General features: G+C 46.9%; 18 protein-coding genes. 15 read left to right on the top strand and 3 right to left on the bottom strand.

The genetic code is table 11. The features are described from left to right. Nucleotides 1–32 precede the first annotated feature (32 nt). The 3 genes from ACN083_RS01060 (at nt 33) to ACN083_RS01050 (ending at nt 1,782) form a co-directional block, all read left to right on the top strand. Nucleotides 33–236 (top strand): hypothetical protein, encoded by a 204-nt coding sequence (locus ACN083_RS01060; RefSeq protein ID WP_419100982.1) that lies wholly within the window; start codon nt 33–35, stop codon nt 234–236. A gap of 81 nt (nt 237–317) precedes the next feature. Beyond that, a complete protein-coding gene (locus ACN083_RS01055) occupies nt 318–806 on the top strand; it encodes a RidA family protein (RefSeq protein ID WP_419100981.1) in 489 nt (162 codons plus the stop codon). After that, nucleotides 799–1,782 carry an NUDIX hydrolase gene (locus ACN083_RS01050; RefSeq protein ID WP_419100980.1) on the top strand — a complete coding sequence of 328 codons (984 nt, stop codon included), beginning with the start codon at nt 799–801 and terminating at the stop codon, nt 1,780–1,782. Before ACN083_RS01055 ends, ACN083_RS01050 begins: the two co-directional genes overlap by 8 nt. Before the next feature lie 111 nt (nt 1,783–1,893). On the opposite strand, the gene ACN083_RS01045 is transcribed toward ACN083_RS01050, so the two are convergent. Further along, complete coding sequence (locus tag ACN083_RS01045) at nt 1,894–2,571, bottom strand: Crp/Fnr family transcriptional regulator (RefSeq protein ID WP_419100979.1); 678 nt, start codon at nt 2,569–2,571, stop codon at nt 1,894–1,896. Nucleotides 2,572–2,899: 328 nt separating this feature from the next. Between ACN083_RS01045 and ACN083_RS01040 the strand changes: the two genes are divergently transcribed. Beyond that, nucleotides 2,900–4,153: a MarP family serine protease gene (locus ACN083_RS01040; protein ID WP_419100978.1), complete on the top strand. Its 1,254-nt coding sequence runs from the start codon at nt 2,900–2,902 to the stop codon at nt 4,151–4,153. Between the two features lie 36 nt (nt 4,154–4,189). Here the strand turns inward: ACN083_RS01040 and aroQ are convergent, their stop codons facing one another. Further along, nucleotides 4,190–4,645, bottom strand: a complete 456-nt coding sequence (gene aroQ / locus ACN083_RS01035; protein ID WP_419100977.1) for a type II 3-dehydroquinate dehydratase — start codon at nt 4,643–4,645, stop codon at nt 4,190–4,192. A gap of 137 nt (nt 4,646–4,782) precedes the next feature. Here aroQ and nth point away from each other — a divergent pair, with 137 nt between their 5' ends. The 9 genes from nth (at nt 4,783) to ACN083_RS00990 (ending at nt 11,247) form a co-directional block, all read left to right on the top strand. Continuing rightward, the gene (gene nth / locus ACN083_RS01030) at nt 4,783–5,673 is read left to right on the top strand and encodes an endonuclease III (protein ID WP_419100976.1); all 891 of its coding nucleotides are present in this window, start codon (nt 4,783–4,785) and stop codon (nt 5,671–5,673) included. A gap of 325 nt (nt 5,674–5,998) precedes the next feature. Next, nucleotides 5,999–7,234, top strand: a complete 1,236-nt coding sequence (locus ACN083_RS01025) for a CpaF family protein (RefSeq protein ID WP_419100975.1) — start codon at nt 5,999–6,001, stop codon at nt 7,232–7,234. Continuing rightward, on the top strand, nt 7,234–7,947 hold the full coding sequence (locus tag ACN083_RS01020) for a type II secretion system F family protein (protein ID WP_419100974.1): 714 nt from the start codon (nt 7,234–7,236) through the stop codon (nt 7,945–7,947). Before ACN083_RS01025 ends, ACN083_RS01020 begins: the two co-directional genes overlap by 1 nt. Before the next feature lie 68 nt (nt 7,948–8,015). Further along, nucleotides 8,016–8,495 carry a type II secretion system F family protein gene (locus ACN083_RS01015; RefSeq protein WP_419100973.1) on the top strand — a complete coding sequence of 160 codons (480 nt, stop codon included), beginning with the start codon at nt 8,016–8,018 and terminating at the stop codon, nt 8,493–8,495. Nucleotides 8,496–8,544: 49 nt separating this feature from the next. After that, entirely contained in the window at nt 8,545–8,793 is a 249-nt protein-coding gene (locus ACN083_RS01010; protein ID WP_419100972.1) for a DUF4244 domain-containing protein, read from the top strand. Between the two features lie 112 nt (nt 8,794–8,905). Continuing rightward, entirely contained in the window at nt 8,906–9,262 is a 357-nt protein-coding gene (locus tag ACN083_RS01005) for a TadE/TadG family type IV pilus assembly protein (RefSeq protein WP_419100971.1), read from the top strand. Next, a complete protein-coding gene (locus ACN083_RS01000) occupies nt 9,262–9,681 on the top strand; it encodes an Rv3654c family TadE-like protein (protein ID WP_419100970.1) in 420 nt (139 codons plus the stop codon). The genes ACN083_RS01005 and ACN083_RS01000 overlap by 1 nt, the downstream gene beginning before the upstream one ends. Before the next feature lie 65 nt (nt 9,682–9,746). Further along, the gene (locus ACN083_RS00995; protein WP_419100969.1) at nt 9,747–10,625 is read left to right on the top strand and encodes a rhodanese-related sulfurtransferase; all 879 of its coding nucleotides are present in this window, start codon (nt 9,747–9,749) and stop codon (nt 10,623–10,625) included. 118 nt (nt 10,626–10,743) lie between these two features. Beyond that, nucleotides 10,744–11,247 (top strand): GyrI-like domain-containing protein, encoded by a 504-nt coding sequence (locus ACN083_RS00990; RefSeq protein ID WP_419100968.1) that lies wholly within the window; start codon nt 10,744–10,746, stop codon nt 11,245–11,247. Nucleotides 11,248–11,356: 109 nt separating this feature from the next. Here the strand turns inward: ACN083_RS00990 and ACN083_RS00985 are convergent, their stop codons facing one another. After that, complete coding sequence (locus ACN083_RS00985; protein ID WP_419100967.1) at nt 11,357–11,506, bottom strand: hypothetical protein; 150 nt, start codon at nt 11,504–11,506, stop codon at nt 11,357–11,359. Between the two features lie 323 nt (nt 11,507–11,829). On the opposite strand from ACN083_RS00985, the gene ACN083_RS00980 reads away from it, so the two are divergent. Next, a complete protein-coding gene (locus tag ACN083_RS00980) occupies nt 11,830–13,452 on the top strand; it encodes a DUF7059 domain-containing protein (RefSeq protein WP_419100966.1) in 1,623 nt (540 codons plus the stop codon). Nucleotides 13,453–13,461: 9 nt separating this feature from the next. Then, nucleotides 13,462–13,893, top strand: a complete 432-nt coding sequence (locus tag ACN083_RS00975; RefSeq protein WP_419100965.1) for a pyridoxamine 5'-phosphate oxidase family protein — start codon at nt 13,462–13,464, stop codon at nt 13,891–13,893. Nucleotides 13,894–14,016: the final 123 nt, after the last annotated feature.

The raw sequence follows: 14,016 nt of genomic DNA, 5'->3' as shown, positions 1-14,016 counted from the left end.
CAATTAGGCTCATAACTATTAGGCTGGGGGCTATGGATAAATGGGAATACGCTACAGTGCCCCTGATGATTCACGCCACCAAGCAGATCCTCGATAGCTGGGGACAAGACGGCTGGGAACTGGTAACAGTCCTTCCTTCAACCGCACCTGCTGGGGCTGCACCTCAGGGAAATATGGTTGCTCCAACGGTGGGCAACCCCATCGCATACTTCAAACGTAAAGTTGCGTCATCATAAAGATAGTTAACATAGACCGGATTCATAACCCTCGGGTGTGAAGCCGGTCTTTGTTCAGCTAAAAACAGAGAAAGACGCCTGATGAGCGAAAAAACTTCTATCGAATCTCGTATTGAACAGCTAGGCTACACTCTACCTAGCACACCACAGCCCGTTGCCGCCTACGTGCCAGCTGTGGTCAGCGGAAATTATGTTTACACCTCCGGACAACTACCCTTTGTCAACGGTGAACTTCTGCACCGCGGGAAACTCTCATCCCAGAACACCGGAGAGCAACACCTCACCCTAGAACAAGCCCAAGAATGTGCACGCATCGCTGCACTTAACGCTTTATCTGCTGTTCAATCTGTTCTAGGAGACCTCAACCGCATCAAACGCGTTGTTAAAGTTGTAGGTTTCGTTTCTTCCGCACCAGATTTCACCCAGCAACCCCAAGTGATCAATGGAGCTTCTGAACTACTTCACGACATTTTAGGAGAACAAGGAGTACACGCGCGCTCTGCGGTAGGCGTTGCCGTACTGCCTCTTGATGCCCCCGTGGAAGTGGAACTCATCGTAGAATATGTCTAATCAAACACTATATACAGGGGCGTTGAAAGTCGTTCGAGAACGTACTGAAGAAACCCCCACCATCTCTATCTCTACTGAGAGACTATTCAAGCTCCCCGACGAATATGCTTCAGCCGCTCAAGCTTGGTTAGAAGACCACCAACACACACCCTGTCAGCCTAAAACTGCCGCATCTGTGGTCTTTGTTCGAGACGGAAAAGAAGGTCTCGAAACAATCCTGACGCTCCGTTCAGAACATTCACCACTAGGCGATTTAGCTTTTCCTGGAGGGCTATGCATCCCCAGCGATCAAGACCCTCTCGCGTGGATTGGTCCAGATATTAAAACTTGGGCAGCAGCATTCAAACAAGAAGACCCCGTTGCTACTCAAGCTGCAGTTGTTGGTGCCCTTCGAGAATCATTTGAAGAAACAGGAATGCTCCTTGCCGGACGAGATGAGTTAAGCACCGTTGAAACGTCTTCGGAAGCTCTCGACCTGATGTCCGCACGCGAAGCGATTTCTCACTGCGACCAACGTTTTGCTGATTACCTCGCTAAAAGAGGACTGACCTTGCGCACAGACCTCTTACGTCCCATCGCACGCTGGCAATCTCCAGATTTTCGTCATAAACGCTATGACACGCATTATTTTGCTAGTGTGGCGCCCGTTGGGCAAAGCCCCAAACTTCTTTCCTCCAAAGGGCTATGGGGTGACTGGGTGAACGTACGTGAACTTCTCGAACAGCAAGAAACAACAGAACTAGGTGACGCTATTGGACATGAACGCACTCGAGGAAAAACCCTGCAACAGCTCATCGTCCCCGCGACACTATGTATCCTCGAAGACCTCGCAGCCGTAAATACTTCGGTAGCGTACCTCGCAAAAAAACGAGAAGTACTCCCTAAAAAAGCTGAGGTGGTAGAACACGACGGAGAATATTTCCTCAAATACACTCTGCCTCAAAAGCCAAAGAATCGGCAGAAATGCTCCCTATAGTCAGGTGAATTTTCAGCCGTCTAATTCAACGATAAAAATATGGGGGCGGTAGAGAAACATATTTCTCTACCGCCCCCATAAACGTATCCTCAAAAAATATTTAGAATCTTTTTAGCGGGAACGATTACGCAAACGCTGAAGATCCAAAATCACAACAGCGCGAGCTTCAAGACGAATCCAACCGCGAGATACAAACTCTGCAAGAGCCTTGTTGACGGTTTCACGAGAAGCACCAACAAGCTGAGCCAATTCTTCTTGGGTCAGTTCGTGAGCAACGAGAATACCATCGGTTGCAGGGCGACCGAAACGGTCAGCCAAATCAAGTAGAGCCTTCGCTACGCGACCTGGAACATCAGAGAACACAAGATCAGCAAGGTTTTCATTGGTGCGGCGCAAACGACGAGCTAACGCCTGAAGAACCTGCACAGAAATCTGAGGTGACTTTTCCATAGCCTTACGTAAAGATTCGTGCTTAACTCCGGCAAGGCGTGTTTCAGAAACAGCAGTTGCACTGGTAGAACGTGGTGAAGGATCAAAGAGCGCCATCTCACCGAAAATTTCACCAGGACCCATGATGGCTACAAGGTTTTCACGACCATCAGTAGCGGTACGTCCAAGCTTAATTTTTCCGGAAATGATGAAATATAGTTGGTCGCCCTGATCACCCTCATAAAACAGAGTAGCGCCGCGGGAAAGATCAACTTCAGTGATGTCTTCAGTGAGTGCTGCAAAAGCTTGGTCGTCGAGTGAGGCAAATAAAGGTGCCCGACGTAGAACCTCGATATCCATTTTTCTCCTCAAGAATTGAGATAATTTTTTTACAAGCCACCCATTCTTAGGGTTTGCCGACTGACAAGTATAACGCTCGAACCACTCAGTGCCATAAAATGGTGTGACATAATCAATAATGAGACTACCGCAAAAACTCTCAATGTACAGCTCAAACCCACCAAGAGATTTCTTAATAGATACTAAAAGATGCTCAATAAAACGGTAAAAATAGAGTAAAGCACACCCGTTTTATGAGATATCCACTACCGTTAAAACCTCAACAACAATGAGTGAATATTTTGGGGGGAACACCTCAAAAATCACATCTGACAAGGTGCGTTATATTATGGACTTGACGATTCTAGATATTGGTCTGCTAGGACTACTGCTATTGAGCATAATCTCAGGTGCACGGCGTGGATTCATCGGCATACTCATCAACCTCATCGCAACATTTATTGCATTACTTTGTGCATTTACCTTCGGATTTGTCTGGGTACGTCAAAATCTGCCCCAACAACTACACGAATTTGGGTACCTTATCGCGCTCATACTCTTCCTCCTCGCCGGAAAACTCGTCGGCTCTATACTCATGGGCCTCCTACGAGCCCTCTTTGGACTGAGCGTTCTTCGACCCATCAACCGAATCTTCGGAGCAATAGGCAACGCCATCGTCTACCTATTCCTTCTACTTACCGTCGTCCTCATGATGCTACCGCTCGGTATTCCCAGCATCACACAGCATATAAATAACTCAAAAGTCATTACATATATGCTGGAACACACTCCCGAACCCGTCAAAGAAAGCATCTATACCTTACAAGACCGCTTTACTCGCATCTTCTACCAAACCATCGGCATAGAATACTCTGAAACAGCACAAGGCGTTACCTCGAATATGCCAGAAATTCTAGGTCAGGTCCTTCCCGAACTCGTCCCAACTTCCATTCCAACAGACATACCCACCACCGAACAACTGAGCGACACCATCCAATACGCAGGAACCTCCGTTGTAAAAATTCACGGATACGCACCTCGCTGCGGATACACCTCAGAAGGCAGTGGATTCGTCTCCTCAAACAACTACGTCTTAACTAACGCCCACGTCATACAAGGAGCAGGACAAATTCTGCTCGAAAAACGAGACGGATACAGCGTCACTGGAACTCCCGTTTACTACAATCACGAAGAAGACATCGCTGTTCTCTACGCACCAGCGCTCAATCTTACTGCAATCCCCCTAGGCGAAGACGCCGCACCCGGAACCGCTCTTGCTGTTTTAGGGTACCCAGCAGGCGGCCCCTACACGATAACTCCAGCAAGCGTGAGAGGACTCGGAAACATCCAAAATATTGAAGCCGAAACTCAAGAGCTATCTCGCATCAGGTACCTTTACCAAATCAACGCAGATATCGTCCAAGGTAACTCCGGTGGACCTCTGGTAACAGAGAACGGAGACGCCGTAGGCATGGTCTTTGCCCGTTCTGTCGCTGGAGATAAAATTGGCTACGCAATTCCAGCAACAACTATTAAAGAAGCCCTAGCGAGTATTCCCGAAACACCTCAAGCGGTACTAACAGGTACCTGCCGAGAACACTAATTAATGCTCACACGTTTAGGCTCAGAACCTAGTATCCTACGATGTGCTTTCTTCGCCCAAAAGATGTGCAAGAAAATCTAAAGCAAGAAGATACCCATAAGCACCAGCACCAGCAAAAATAGCTGTTGCCTGAAGCGATACAAAAGACTGATGACGAAATTGCTCACGGCGATGAATATTCGATAAATGAACTTCAACAATGGGAACATCAACAGCCTCAAGCGCATCATGTAAAGCTATCGAGGTATGAGTGTACGCCGCCGGATTAATAATAATCCCCGCCGCTTCAGAACGTGCCCGCTGAACCTGATCTACCAAAACGCCTTCATGATTCGTCTGTAAAAACTCAAGTGCAAAACCATATTCTTGTGCACGGTGCTGGAGTGAACTCTCAATATCTTTCAACGTGCTAGTCCCATAGACCTCCGGTTTACGATGTCCTAAGAGATTGAGATTAGGGCCGTTGAGAACAAAAATACGTTGTTGAGTCATAGCACTATTCTACGAGAGCACTCAACGAATCAGAACAACACCTCACAAACTATGTGGTGAGGTGATTTACCTCGTAAAAAGACCGAACACCACAGCTCATAAAAGGCTTCACTGAATAGAACAGGTAGGCTAGAAAGGTGAAAGAGCAGGCAGATAGCACCCCCTTAACAGAGCAAGAACAAGAACTTCTGCATATTCGTTCAGTGTCCATTCTTGAAGCAGAAAAAGCGGCACGTCGTCGCTCGCGCACCCAAGAAAGTGAGCTGGGGAAAAAGCGCCGTGTACGAAAAATTAAACGTATCCTTGACGACACTTACCCCTACGCGGTGGCAGAACTAGATTTCACCAACCCCTTCGAATTGCTTATTGCCACTGTCCTTTCAGCACAAACCACAGATGTGAGAGTCAACAGCGTAACACCCACACTTTTTGCCTCATATCCTGATGCATTAGCTTTAGCACAAGCCTCTTTCCCGGATGTGGAGAGCATCGTACAGCCTTTGGGATTTTACCGTTCAAAGGCCTCCTCTATCGTGCGGCTGGCTCAAGGATTGCTCGAACGCTACGACGGAGAAGTACCTCGCACCGTTGAAGAGCTCATTACCCTACCCGGAGTTGGCCGTAAAACGGCTTTTGTTGTTATGGGTAATGCTTTTGGTATGCCTGGGTTGACAGTAGATACACATTTTGGGCGTCTAGCACGTCGTTTTGGAATGACCGAAGCAACAGAACCTGAGCGTGTAGAAAAAGATGTTGCCGCTCTCTTCGAACCAAAAGACTGGACGATGCTTTCTCACCGTATGATTTATCACGGACGAAGAATCTGCCATTCACGTAAGCCAGCTTGTGGGGTATGCCCCGTAGCAGACCTTTGCCCTAGCTACGGTGAAGGTGAAACTGATGAAATTCAAGCAACTAAACTGCTCAAATACGAGTTCGCCCCAGGTCGAGAACGTTTGCATTTAGCTTTTCTTCATGGGGCTACACGTCAAGAACTTCGGGCACAAGGTTGGAGCCTAAGCGCATAGCACCTAGCTCCGACATCCTTGCCACACACGTTTGAATACGTTGAGTGCTCATTCTTCAAAAACAACTTTGAACGGTCCTGCTATCAGCCGATAGCGGGGCCGTTCTGCGTTTGAACAAGGTACAACACGTCAATGTGCGCACCCTAAACCGTAGAACTTTCTCACCCTAAAACTGTGGAGAACCCCGCAGACAGTTCAAAACACCTCTTTGAGGTGATTGCCCTATCCACAAATCGCTCCCATACAGTGCATTCTCACGCCAAAACCGGAACACTCAAAGTACCAACAGCCACCAAACTCCAACGGCTCAGGAAGAGAACACCGCATGAAAAGAGCATCACATTCGCATGAAACAATGCTTCTGAAAAAATTCCGTCCCCAATATGACACAACTACATCGGAAGATTTAGATACTTCACGAAAAATTACTGTCTTAGACGAAAAAACTGTGCACGAGATCTTCCATCTAGGAAAACTCGAACCATTACTTGATGAAGAAGGCTTGAGCGACATCTACGTCAACGGCCCACAAGAAGTGTGGATTGAAAAATCAGGTTCCCTTCAACACACCACCATAAGGTTTGACAATGAAGAAGAAATACGAGCTTTAGCGACCCGACTCATTGTCTCCGGAGGAGGACGGCTTGATGAAAGTAACCTCAGCACCGACATCACAAACTCGCGAGGACACCGTATTCATGCAGTACTACCACCGCTGTGCGAACGAGGGACACTCCTATCTATTCGAGTACAACCACCTCAACGGTTTTCCCTCACAGAGCTTGAAGCACAAGGGATGCTGACCTCACAGCTTACAAACGTTTTACGCTATATTCTTTCCCTCCGCGCCAATTTCTTAATCAGCGGTGGCACAGGAAGCGGAAAAACGACGCTGCTCAACGCAATGCTCTCAGAATGTCAGGACAACGAACGCCTCATCATGATTGAAGACTCAACAGAGCTACACCCTACACATCCACATGCTATCTCCCTGCAAACACGACAACATAACAGTGAAAACAGGGGAGAAGTCACTCTCAGCACGCTCATCCGCCACGCTTTAAGAATGCGCCCTAGCCGACTAATCGTTGGAGAATGCCGTGGTGCAGAACTGACCGATATGCTCACCGCCATGAACACTGGACACACAGGAGCTGGAGGAACTATCCACGCAAACTCTGCTCAGGCAGTTCCTGCACGACTAATGGCAATGGGAGCCATGGGAAAAATGTATGAGAACGCCTTATGCTTGCAAGCAGATACTGCAATTGATTACATCATCCATCTGAGCCGTCGTGGGCGACAACGAATCTTGAGTAATATCTCAACCTTAGTTTTTACACAGGGGCAACTCCGAACCTGCTCACTTTATACGGCACCTTCTGAAGGAGAGAACACCAGCGGAACATGGTCTGAAGAAGGTCATCTCTTTCTGAAAAAATATGCCAAATGGCACGACCGTATGCTTCAAACCACTGCACAAAACATCACTTCTGAGCATGACATGACGCAAACAGGTACTTTGATTGTTCAAAGGAATGCTCTATGTGGCAAAAATTGATGAGCACTTCCCCTTATCGAAGGACGAACTATCTTTTAGAGAGCACGCAACCAAGCGTCCAAGAACAAGAATTATGGCCAGATATCACCTGGCGTATGAGCTCTCTACTACGTGCAGGACTACGCCTACCTAACATCATCAAAATAGTGCATCAACACCTGACGAAAATGTTGACGGAACATCCTCTTCACGCTCAAAAACATGTTGTATTCCTAAGGCGAGAACAACGAGCTTATTACTTTGCCTTAGAAGATGCCGCACAACTATTGCAATGTATGTACCAGAGGGCATGTGCGGGATTACCGATGGTAACGCTTCTGCAAGATTTATCTCCGGCACGTTCTTACTCTCATCAACGGTGTATAGAACTGATTTCCTGCTGGTATATCGCGGAGAAAACAGGTGCGCCTATTGCTCAGGCTATAGAACGCTTAGCGCGTTTTTATGAAAGTGAAATAGATCTTGATCAGTCACGGAGTTCAGCAATGGCTGCTCCACAAACAACAGGGATGATTCTCTCTTGGCTTCCTGCCCTCGGTATTGCCTTAGGAATGTTGATGGGTGCTAAACCTCTAGTGATTCTTACACAATCATCTGGAGGGCTTTTGATAAGCCTCATCGGTTTATGGCTGGCTTTAGCCGGACGTTTGTGGACATCTAGACTCATCGCCCAAGCACAGAAAGGTCAAAAATGTTCTTCAACAATCCACTAAGGAACAGATCCCCCACTGCTGAAAATAGCTCAAGGCCAACCTCACGATGTCAGAGAAAAAGCGTGTTGATGTGTTCTTCTCAGAAAACTCAGGAAGCTTTTACTGTGCCAGATGCTTTAATCATCGATTTATGCACTGTGATGTTAGAAGCAGGTTTGGGACTACATCGCGTACTTGAATATATTGTTCAGCTCTATGAAGAAGTTCTTCACCAAGAAGATGAGGCCCAAGAGATACGGCAGGTTATCCAGCAGCTTTATCTCGGTCATTCATGGGCTATGAGTTGGCAGAGTGTACCAGACAGAGCACCTTTTACTGTTCTTGAACAAAGTTTGGGTTTCTTATCGGAAACAGGTGCTCCAAGTGCTCAGATTCTTCAAGTGGTATCAGATAGGTTGCGTCGTCAAGCATACCGTTATGCGGAGCAACAAGCTCACCGGCTAGGTGTACGACTTGTTCTGCCACTAGGGCTATGTTCTTTACCGGCTTTTATCTGTTTAGGTGTGATTCCTTTGCTTATATCTTTAATTCCGTCCTTGGGCTTTTAACCCATTTCCCCTTTTCAACCTTTATCTATTCAAGGAGAATATTATGTTCATGTCAGAATCGAACTCTACCCACGAACAACCTCTTTCGCCCGCTGCCCATCGAAGAAACCAAAAGCTAGAGGACTCTGTAGACATCCTTCATGATGGTGAAGCAGGCGCAACGACTGCAGAATATGGAATTGTCATGTTAGCGGCAGTTGGTTTTGCTGGTTTACTTGTTGCCATTTTGAAATCTGACGACGTGAGAGCCTTGCTCTTCGGCATTGTTCAGAATGCCCTGTCTACGGGTATGTCTTAGGCCTAAAGTGGCAGGTTCGTAGAGAAAAAAGAAGACTCTTCTACGAGCCTGTCACGGTAACCGATACAACAAAACGGTGAAAATATCATTGCAGGGAGAAGCTGAGACATCTATGAAACCCTCTCATACCGAAGAAGGTGCGGTAACCGCCGAATTTGCGGTGGCATTACCTGCCGTTATTTTTGTGCTGACACTCGTTTTAGGTGCGTCTTCTCTTGGTCTTAGCCAAATGCAATTAGAAGACTGCGCTCGCGTTGCTCTACGGGCTGTTGTACGGGGCCAAAATCATGATGATATTATGCGGGTTGCTCATCAGAATGCTCCTCATGCAACAATTCGTCTAGAACAGCAGGGATATAACTACACGGTGCATGTGAGCCGTCCTGCCCCTGGGGTCTTAGGAGAGCTAACTGGATGGGTACTTGAGGCGGAAGCTCAAGGTACAGCAGAAAAAGCGTGGGCCAATTGATGAATAAAAGAATTATCTGCCCACATAAGCTGACACCTGTCGTCAAAGATTTTTCAGACAGGGGTTCAGGGACGGTTCTGGCAGTGGGAATAATCTGTATTTTGCTGATGGTGTTCACGGGAGTTGCCGGTATTGCATCTGTTTATCACAGTAAATATCAGGCAATGCGTGCAGCAGATATTTCGGCTCTCGCTGCTGCAGATACGTTGCGAGGCTTACGTGCCGGTGATCCATGTGATACCGCAGAACGTGTTGGGCAGGCACATGGTGCGGTATGGGTTCGTTGCGTTATCGTTGAGCATCAGCCCGGTTCTGTCGACGTTCGGGTGCGTGTGCCAATAGGAGGAGTTTTTTCTTGGCTTCAGGAGGTAGAAGCGACAAGCCGTGCTGGTTCTCCTGAGGTGTTGAAAAACCTATAAATTGCTCGTATGTTTTGTTCGTTCAGTTACAACATCACAGCCTCGTGAGTGTCTAAAATGAAGATGTGGCTCAAGAACGAATTATTTTATATTACTGCTTCGCCCCAGTTGGTGACCCTACTGCTGTGATGCTATGGCAGCGTGCACTTTGCGAGAAACTCGGTCTGACCGGACGTATCCTTATCTCTAAGCACGGTATTAACGGTACTCTCGGTGGCGATATTAACGCTCTTAAACAATATGGGAAGACGACCCGTCAGTATCCTGGATTTGGAAAACTTGAACTTAAATGGTCTGATGGGTCTGCTTCTGACTTTCCTCGTCTATCAGTCAAAGCTCGAGACGAAATTGTTGCTTTTGGTGCACCTGATGAACTCGTTGTTGACGAGAATGGTGTTGTCGGGGGAGGTGTTCATCTCAAGCCCGAAGAAGTTAACAAGCTGGTTGAAGAGCGCGGAGACGAAGTGGTGTTCTTTGATGGACGCAACGCTTTCGAAGCTAAAATCGGTAAGTTTAAGAATGCGGTTGTTCCCGATGTGAGAACTACGCACGACTTTATTCGTGAAATTGAATCTGGTAAATACGACGACCTTAAAGATAAGCCGGTAGTTACTTACTGTACTGGTGGTATTCGTTGTGAGATTCTTTCGGCTCTCATGAAGAACCGCGGGTTTAAAGAGATTTATCAGATTGACGGCGGTATTGTCCGTTACGGTGAAAAATATGGAGACTCTGGTTTGTGGGAAGGGTCAATGTATATTTTCGATAAGCGTATGCACGTAGAATTTTCGCCAGATACTGTCACCATTGGAGAATGCGAACACTGTGGTGCTCCGTCTAACACTTTTGAAAACTTAGATGTTGAAGGACAACGTGACCTTGTTCTCTTATGCGCAGACTGTTCTGAGAAAGCTCTCGGAAAATCAGCTTTAGTAGACGCATGATGTGCAGATAGTGCACATGTTCCCCAAAAGGTGTTCAAAGCCTAAAAGTTCTTTGGCTTTGAACACCTTTTGGTTATGGTAGGTATTTTTAGGAAGAGAACTTAAGGACATGAAGAATATGGCAGATCCGTCGCTCATTGAATACGACGCCTTTTTGGTTGCTGGAATAAATGTTCCATTAACTCCTGGATACGACACTCGAGATCTTTGGCAACAACTCTATGAGCAGTTGGGGTCAGAAAAATGTCGTTCTTTAGAAAAAATGCAACGCGTTGGTGTCATCATGCCTGATGCTGAAGATCAAGGGCTGACATATACTGCTGGATATATGGTTCGTAGCATTGCTGAGGTGTCTGCTTTAGGGCTTACCGGTGTGATTGTTCCTCGTTCGATGTATGCCACCGTTCTTATCAACGGGGCAGAGCAAAATGCCATAGATGAAGGATTTGATGTTCTTGCATCACAATTCATTCCTGCTAAAGCCTTGAGTCCAACGGGTGTCCGTCTTGAAGTGTATGGGCCAGCAGATATGGATCCTTCAGACTACCGGATGTACGTGTGGTCGGGTGTGACAGGGATAAGTGCTACACCGGAAGATGTATTCGCAGAGAACGTCGTGTGAGAGTTGAGAACGGTGATAAAAGAAAGTCCCAGTAGGGAGCTATCACATATAGGTGAGTAGATCCTACTGGGACTTATTGTTTCTTGACGGCGCGTATGCCGTTCAAGATTTAGGCTTCTTCAGCCTTACGAAGATCTTCTTGCAGCTTAGCGATGATTTCTTGAATAACTTCTGGAGCGAAACCTGTGCCAGCGTCGAGCTTTGCTTGCCAGTCTGCAATAGATTTCTTGATATTTTCTATATTCTGTGCATCTGCCATACCGATAGTGTACGTTAAACCACAACTATTCTTTAGTGTCAGAATACTAATATTGAAAAAATTTTCTTAATATTTTTCTGACTAGGTATTTTATAAATAATTCTTAACTTCTTTCGTGTCTTATAAGGTATTAAAGTTATAGAACAAAGTTATTAAAAAATTAATAATAGGATCTCTCCTTGTTGGAAAATGATATGCCTGTTGCTTCACAAAGAGAATATCTTAAAAAATAAAACATTTTTGTTCTTTTCTTCACGAAAACACCTACTCACCAGCGCGAAAAAACACACAAAATCTCAAGATGTGCCACAATGATGAACGTGATGACCGAAAACTTTTCCCAAACGATAAACGCCCCTCATAGCCATGACCTCAGCGCGATAGAAACCTTAGCGCAAAGATTAGACCAAGCACGTTACTGCAACGACGCAATCACAGAACTTTTAGGGCTATCAGCAACAGAAGCCATCACACGCGAACAAATTATTCCTGGAAAAATTCGCATTGAACAAATCCTCAGCGACCAACACGCCACCGCAGAAGAACAATCGTTAGCGTACCTTACCGGATTCTTTATGCTAGGACGCCAATGTACCGAAAAAGAACTCAATCAAGCATTAGGGGAGAACTCCCTAACCCTACTAAGAACCCTCAACCTTGTTGAAGAACTCGGTTCTGAACAATACCGTGCTCTTATCGACTTAAGGCCTCATGGCGCAGATGACGGCACCGAACTATGGGTTAGCTCCGATGTAAGGGCATACCAGCGTGCTGGCGCCCTGCGTAAAGACCACGTTCTAGGTATCGGGCAAGCCTCTTTAACACTAGCTCAAATCACTGAACGCACCCCCATCAAACGTGCCTTAGACCTTGGTACCGGATGCGGTATTCAAACCTTCCACCTGCTCTCTCATGCAGAACACGTCACCGCCACCGACATCTCCGAAAGAGCTTTAGCTTTCACCCGCTTCAATATCTTGCTCAACGCCGAAGAACTTCACGTCGATCGGCATCATCTGCAGAACAGAGTCAAACTACTTCAAGGTTCTCTCACAGAACCCGTACAAGGGCAAGAATTCGACCTCGTGGTCTCTAACCCGCCTTTTGTTATTACGCCGCGCAAAGCAGAAGAAAAACCAGAAGACCAATTCACCTATCGTGACGGTGGTCTTGCCGGAGACCAACTCATCCAAACCCTCTTAAACCAGCTGCCAACAATCCTCGCCCCGAACGGGCGAGCTCAAATGCTCGCTAACTGGGAAATTTGGGAAGACTCCAAACACTGGGACCATCGAGTGCGCCAATGGACCAACAACGAACTTGACGTATGGTGTATCCAACGAGAAACCCTCAGCCCCGAACAATACGCCGAAACTTGGCTCAAAGACGCCAGCGAACAACGAGACCCACAACATTACGAACAAGCCTACAAAGATTACCTGCTTGACTTCGCGCAACGACGAGTAACCGCCATCGGGCTCGGCATGTTATGGCTTCGAAAACCAGCATCTTCCACACCAAAACAACAACAACCACTGCAACGCTATGAAGAAATCACCTACCCCATACAACAGCCCCTTGCCCCCTTCCTGACCGAAGCCGTAGAACTCTACGACCAGCTAAACCAGCTCACCTCAGAAGAACTCCTCAGCGCCCATCTAGAAGTCGCACAAGACGTTACAGAAGAAAGACACGCCCGACCCGGAGCGGAACACCCCGGAGTGATTTTATTGCGCGAAGGAGCTGGGCTCCGTCGAACAATCCTCGAATCCACTGAACTTGCTGGCTTCGTCTCTGCCTGCGATGGCGAGCTTAGCGTCCAACAAATACTCGGTGCGCTCGCAGCACTACTAGGCTGGGAAGACAACACTCACCAAGAAGAACTTCTTCAACAAATCCGTGAACTTATCGAAAAAGGATTCCTCCGCTTTACCTCAGCAGATTAGACTGGCGACATGGCAGAACAAACGAACCCTCCGCAACTTTTGACAACTCTTGAAGAACAGACGTGTTGGGATCTCATCAACTCTCACAATATCGGTCGGCTCTCCCTACAAATGGGGCACCGTATCGATATCTTCACCGTCAAATACGTGGTGGAACACGGGCACATATTCTTTCAAACACGTGCAGAAGAGACCTTTTCCTCTATTGTGGTCAGCAGGCAAGTAGCCTTTGAAGTCGGTGAAGTACATCAAGATATTGTGAAATCAGTCATCATCCACGGAACCGCACAATGGTACCCTTACGATATTGACCTCACTGCCGAACATAAGGCTCAATCTTCCCTCGCAGACCCACGTATTATGAACTGGGTGGAGGTCATCCCCGAAGAGATTTCTGGACGACAAATGAGCATCGTGCCGCTTGATGCAATGAACAGATAACTACTTCAAAAACTTTTGAAAAGGTGCTGACTCGTGAACAATGTCAGATAATCTGCGCTATTGTTATGCTGAGTCATCATTGACATCGAACATCATCTCAAGAACTTACGACACACAGGTCAA

Origin of the sequence: Rothia sp. CCM 9418 (assembly GCF_048512825.1) — a bacterium.
Taxonomy (GTDB): Bacteria; Actinomycetota; Actinomycetes; order Actinomycetales; family Micrococcaceae; genus Rothia.
This window is presented reverse-complemented; position numbering and strand designations above follow the sequence as displayed.

Coding starts and splice junctions, on each gene's coding strand:
- ACN083_RS01045 (WP_419100979.1), bottom strand. CDS start 2,571: ATGGATATCGAGGTTCTACGTCGGGCACCTTTATTTGCCTCACTCGAC.
- ACN083_RS00985 (WP_419100967.1), bottom strand. CDS start 11,506: ATGGCAGATGCACAGAATATAGAAAATATCAAGAAATCTATTGCAGAC.
- ACN083_RS01015 (WP_419100973.1), top strand. CDS start 8,016: ATGTGTTCTTCTCAGAAAACTCAGGAAGCTTTTACTGTGCCAGATGCT.
- ACN083_RS01010 (WP_419100972.1), top strand. CDS start 8,545: ATGTCAGAATCGAACTCTACCCACGAACAACCTCTTTCGCCCGCTGCC.
- ACN083_RS01025 (WP_419100975.1), top strand. CDS start 5,999: ATGAAAAGAGCATCACATTCGCATGAAACAATGCTTCTGAAAAAATTC.
- ACN083_RS00980 (WP_419100966.1), top strand. CDS start 11,830: ATGACCGAAAACTTTTCCCAAACGATAAACGCCCCTCATAGCCATGAC.
- ACN083_RS01055 (WP_419100981.1), top strand. CDS start 318: ATGAGCGAAAAAACTTCTATCGAATCTCGTATTGAACAGCTAGGCTAC.
- ACN083_RS01005 (WP_419100971.1), top strand. CDS start 8,906: ATGAAACCCTCTCATACCGAAGAAGGTGCGGTAACCGCCGAATTTGCG.
- ACN083_RS01050 (WP_419100980.1), top strand. CDS start 799: ATGTCTAATCAAACACTATATACAGGGGCGTTGAAAGTCGTTCGAGAA.
- ACN083_RS01020 (WP_419100974.1), top strand. CDS start 7,234: ATGAGCACTTCCCCTTATCGAAGGACGAACTATCTTTTAGAGAGCACG.
- ACN083_RS00975 (WP_419100965.1), top strand. CDS start 13,462: ATGGCAGAACAAACGAACCCTCCGCAACTTTTGACAACTCTTGAAGAA.
- ACN083_RS01040 (WP_419100978.1), top strand. CDS start 2,900: ATGGACTTGACGATTCTAGATATTGGTCTGCTAGGACTACTGCTATTG.
- ACN083_RS01060 (WP_419100982.1), top strand. CDS start 33: ATGGATAAATGGGAATACGCTACAGTGCCCCTGATGATTCACGCCACC.
- ACN083_RS00990 (WP_419100968.1), top strand. CDS start 10,744: ATGGCAGATCCGTCGCTCATTGAATACGACGCCTTTTTGGTTGCTGGA.
- aroQ (WP_419100977.1), bottom strand. CDS start 4,645: ATGACTCAACAACGTATTTTTGTTCTCAACGGCCCTAATCTCAATCTC.
- ACN083_RS01000 (WP_419100970.1), top strand. CDS start 9,262: ATGAATAAAAGAATTATCTGCCCACATAAGCTGACACCTGTCGTCAAA.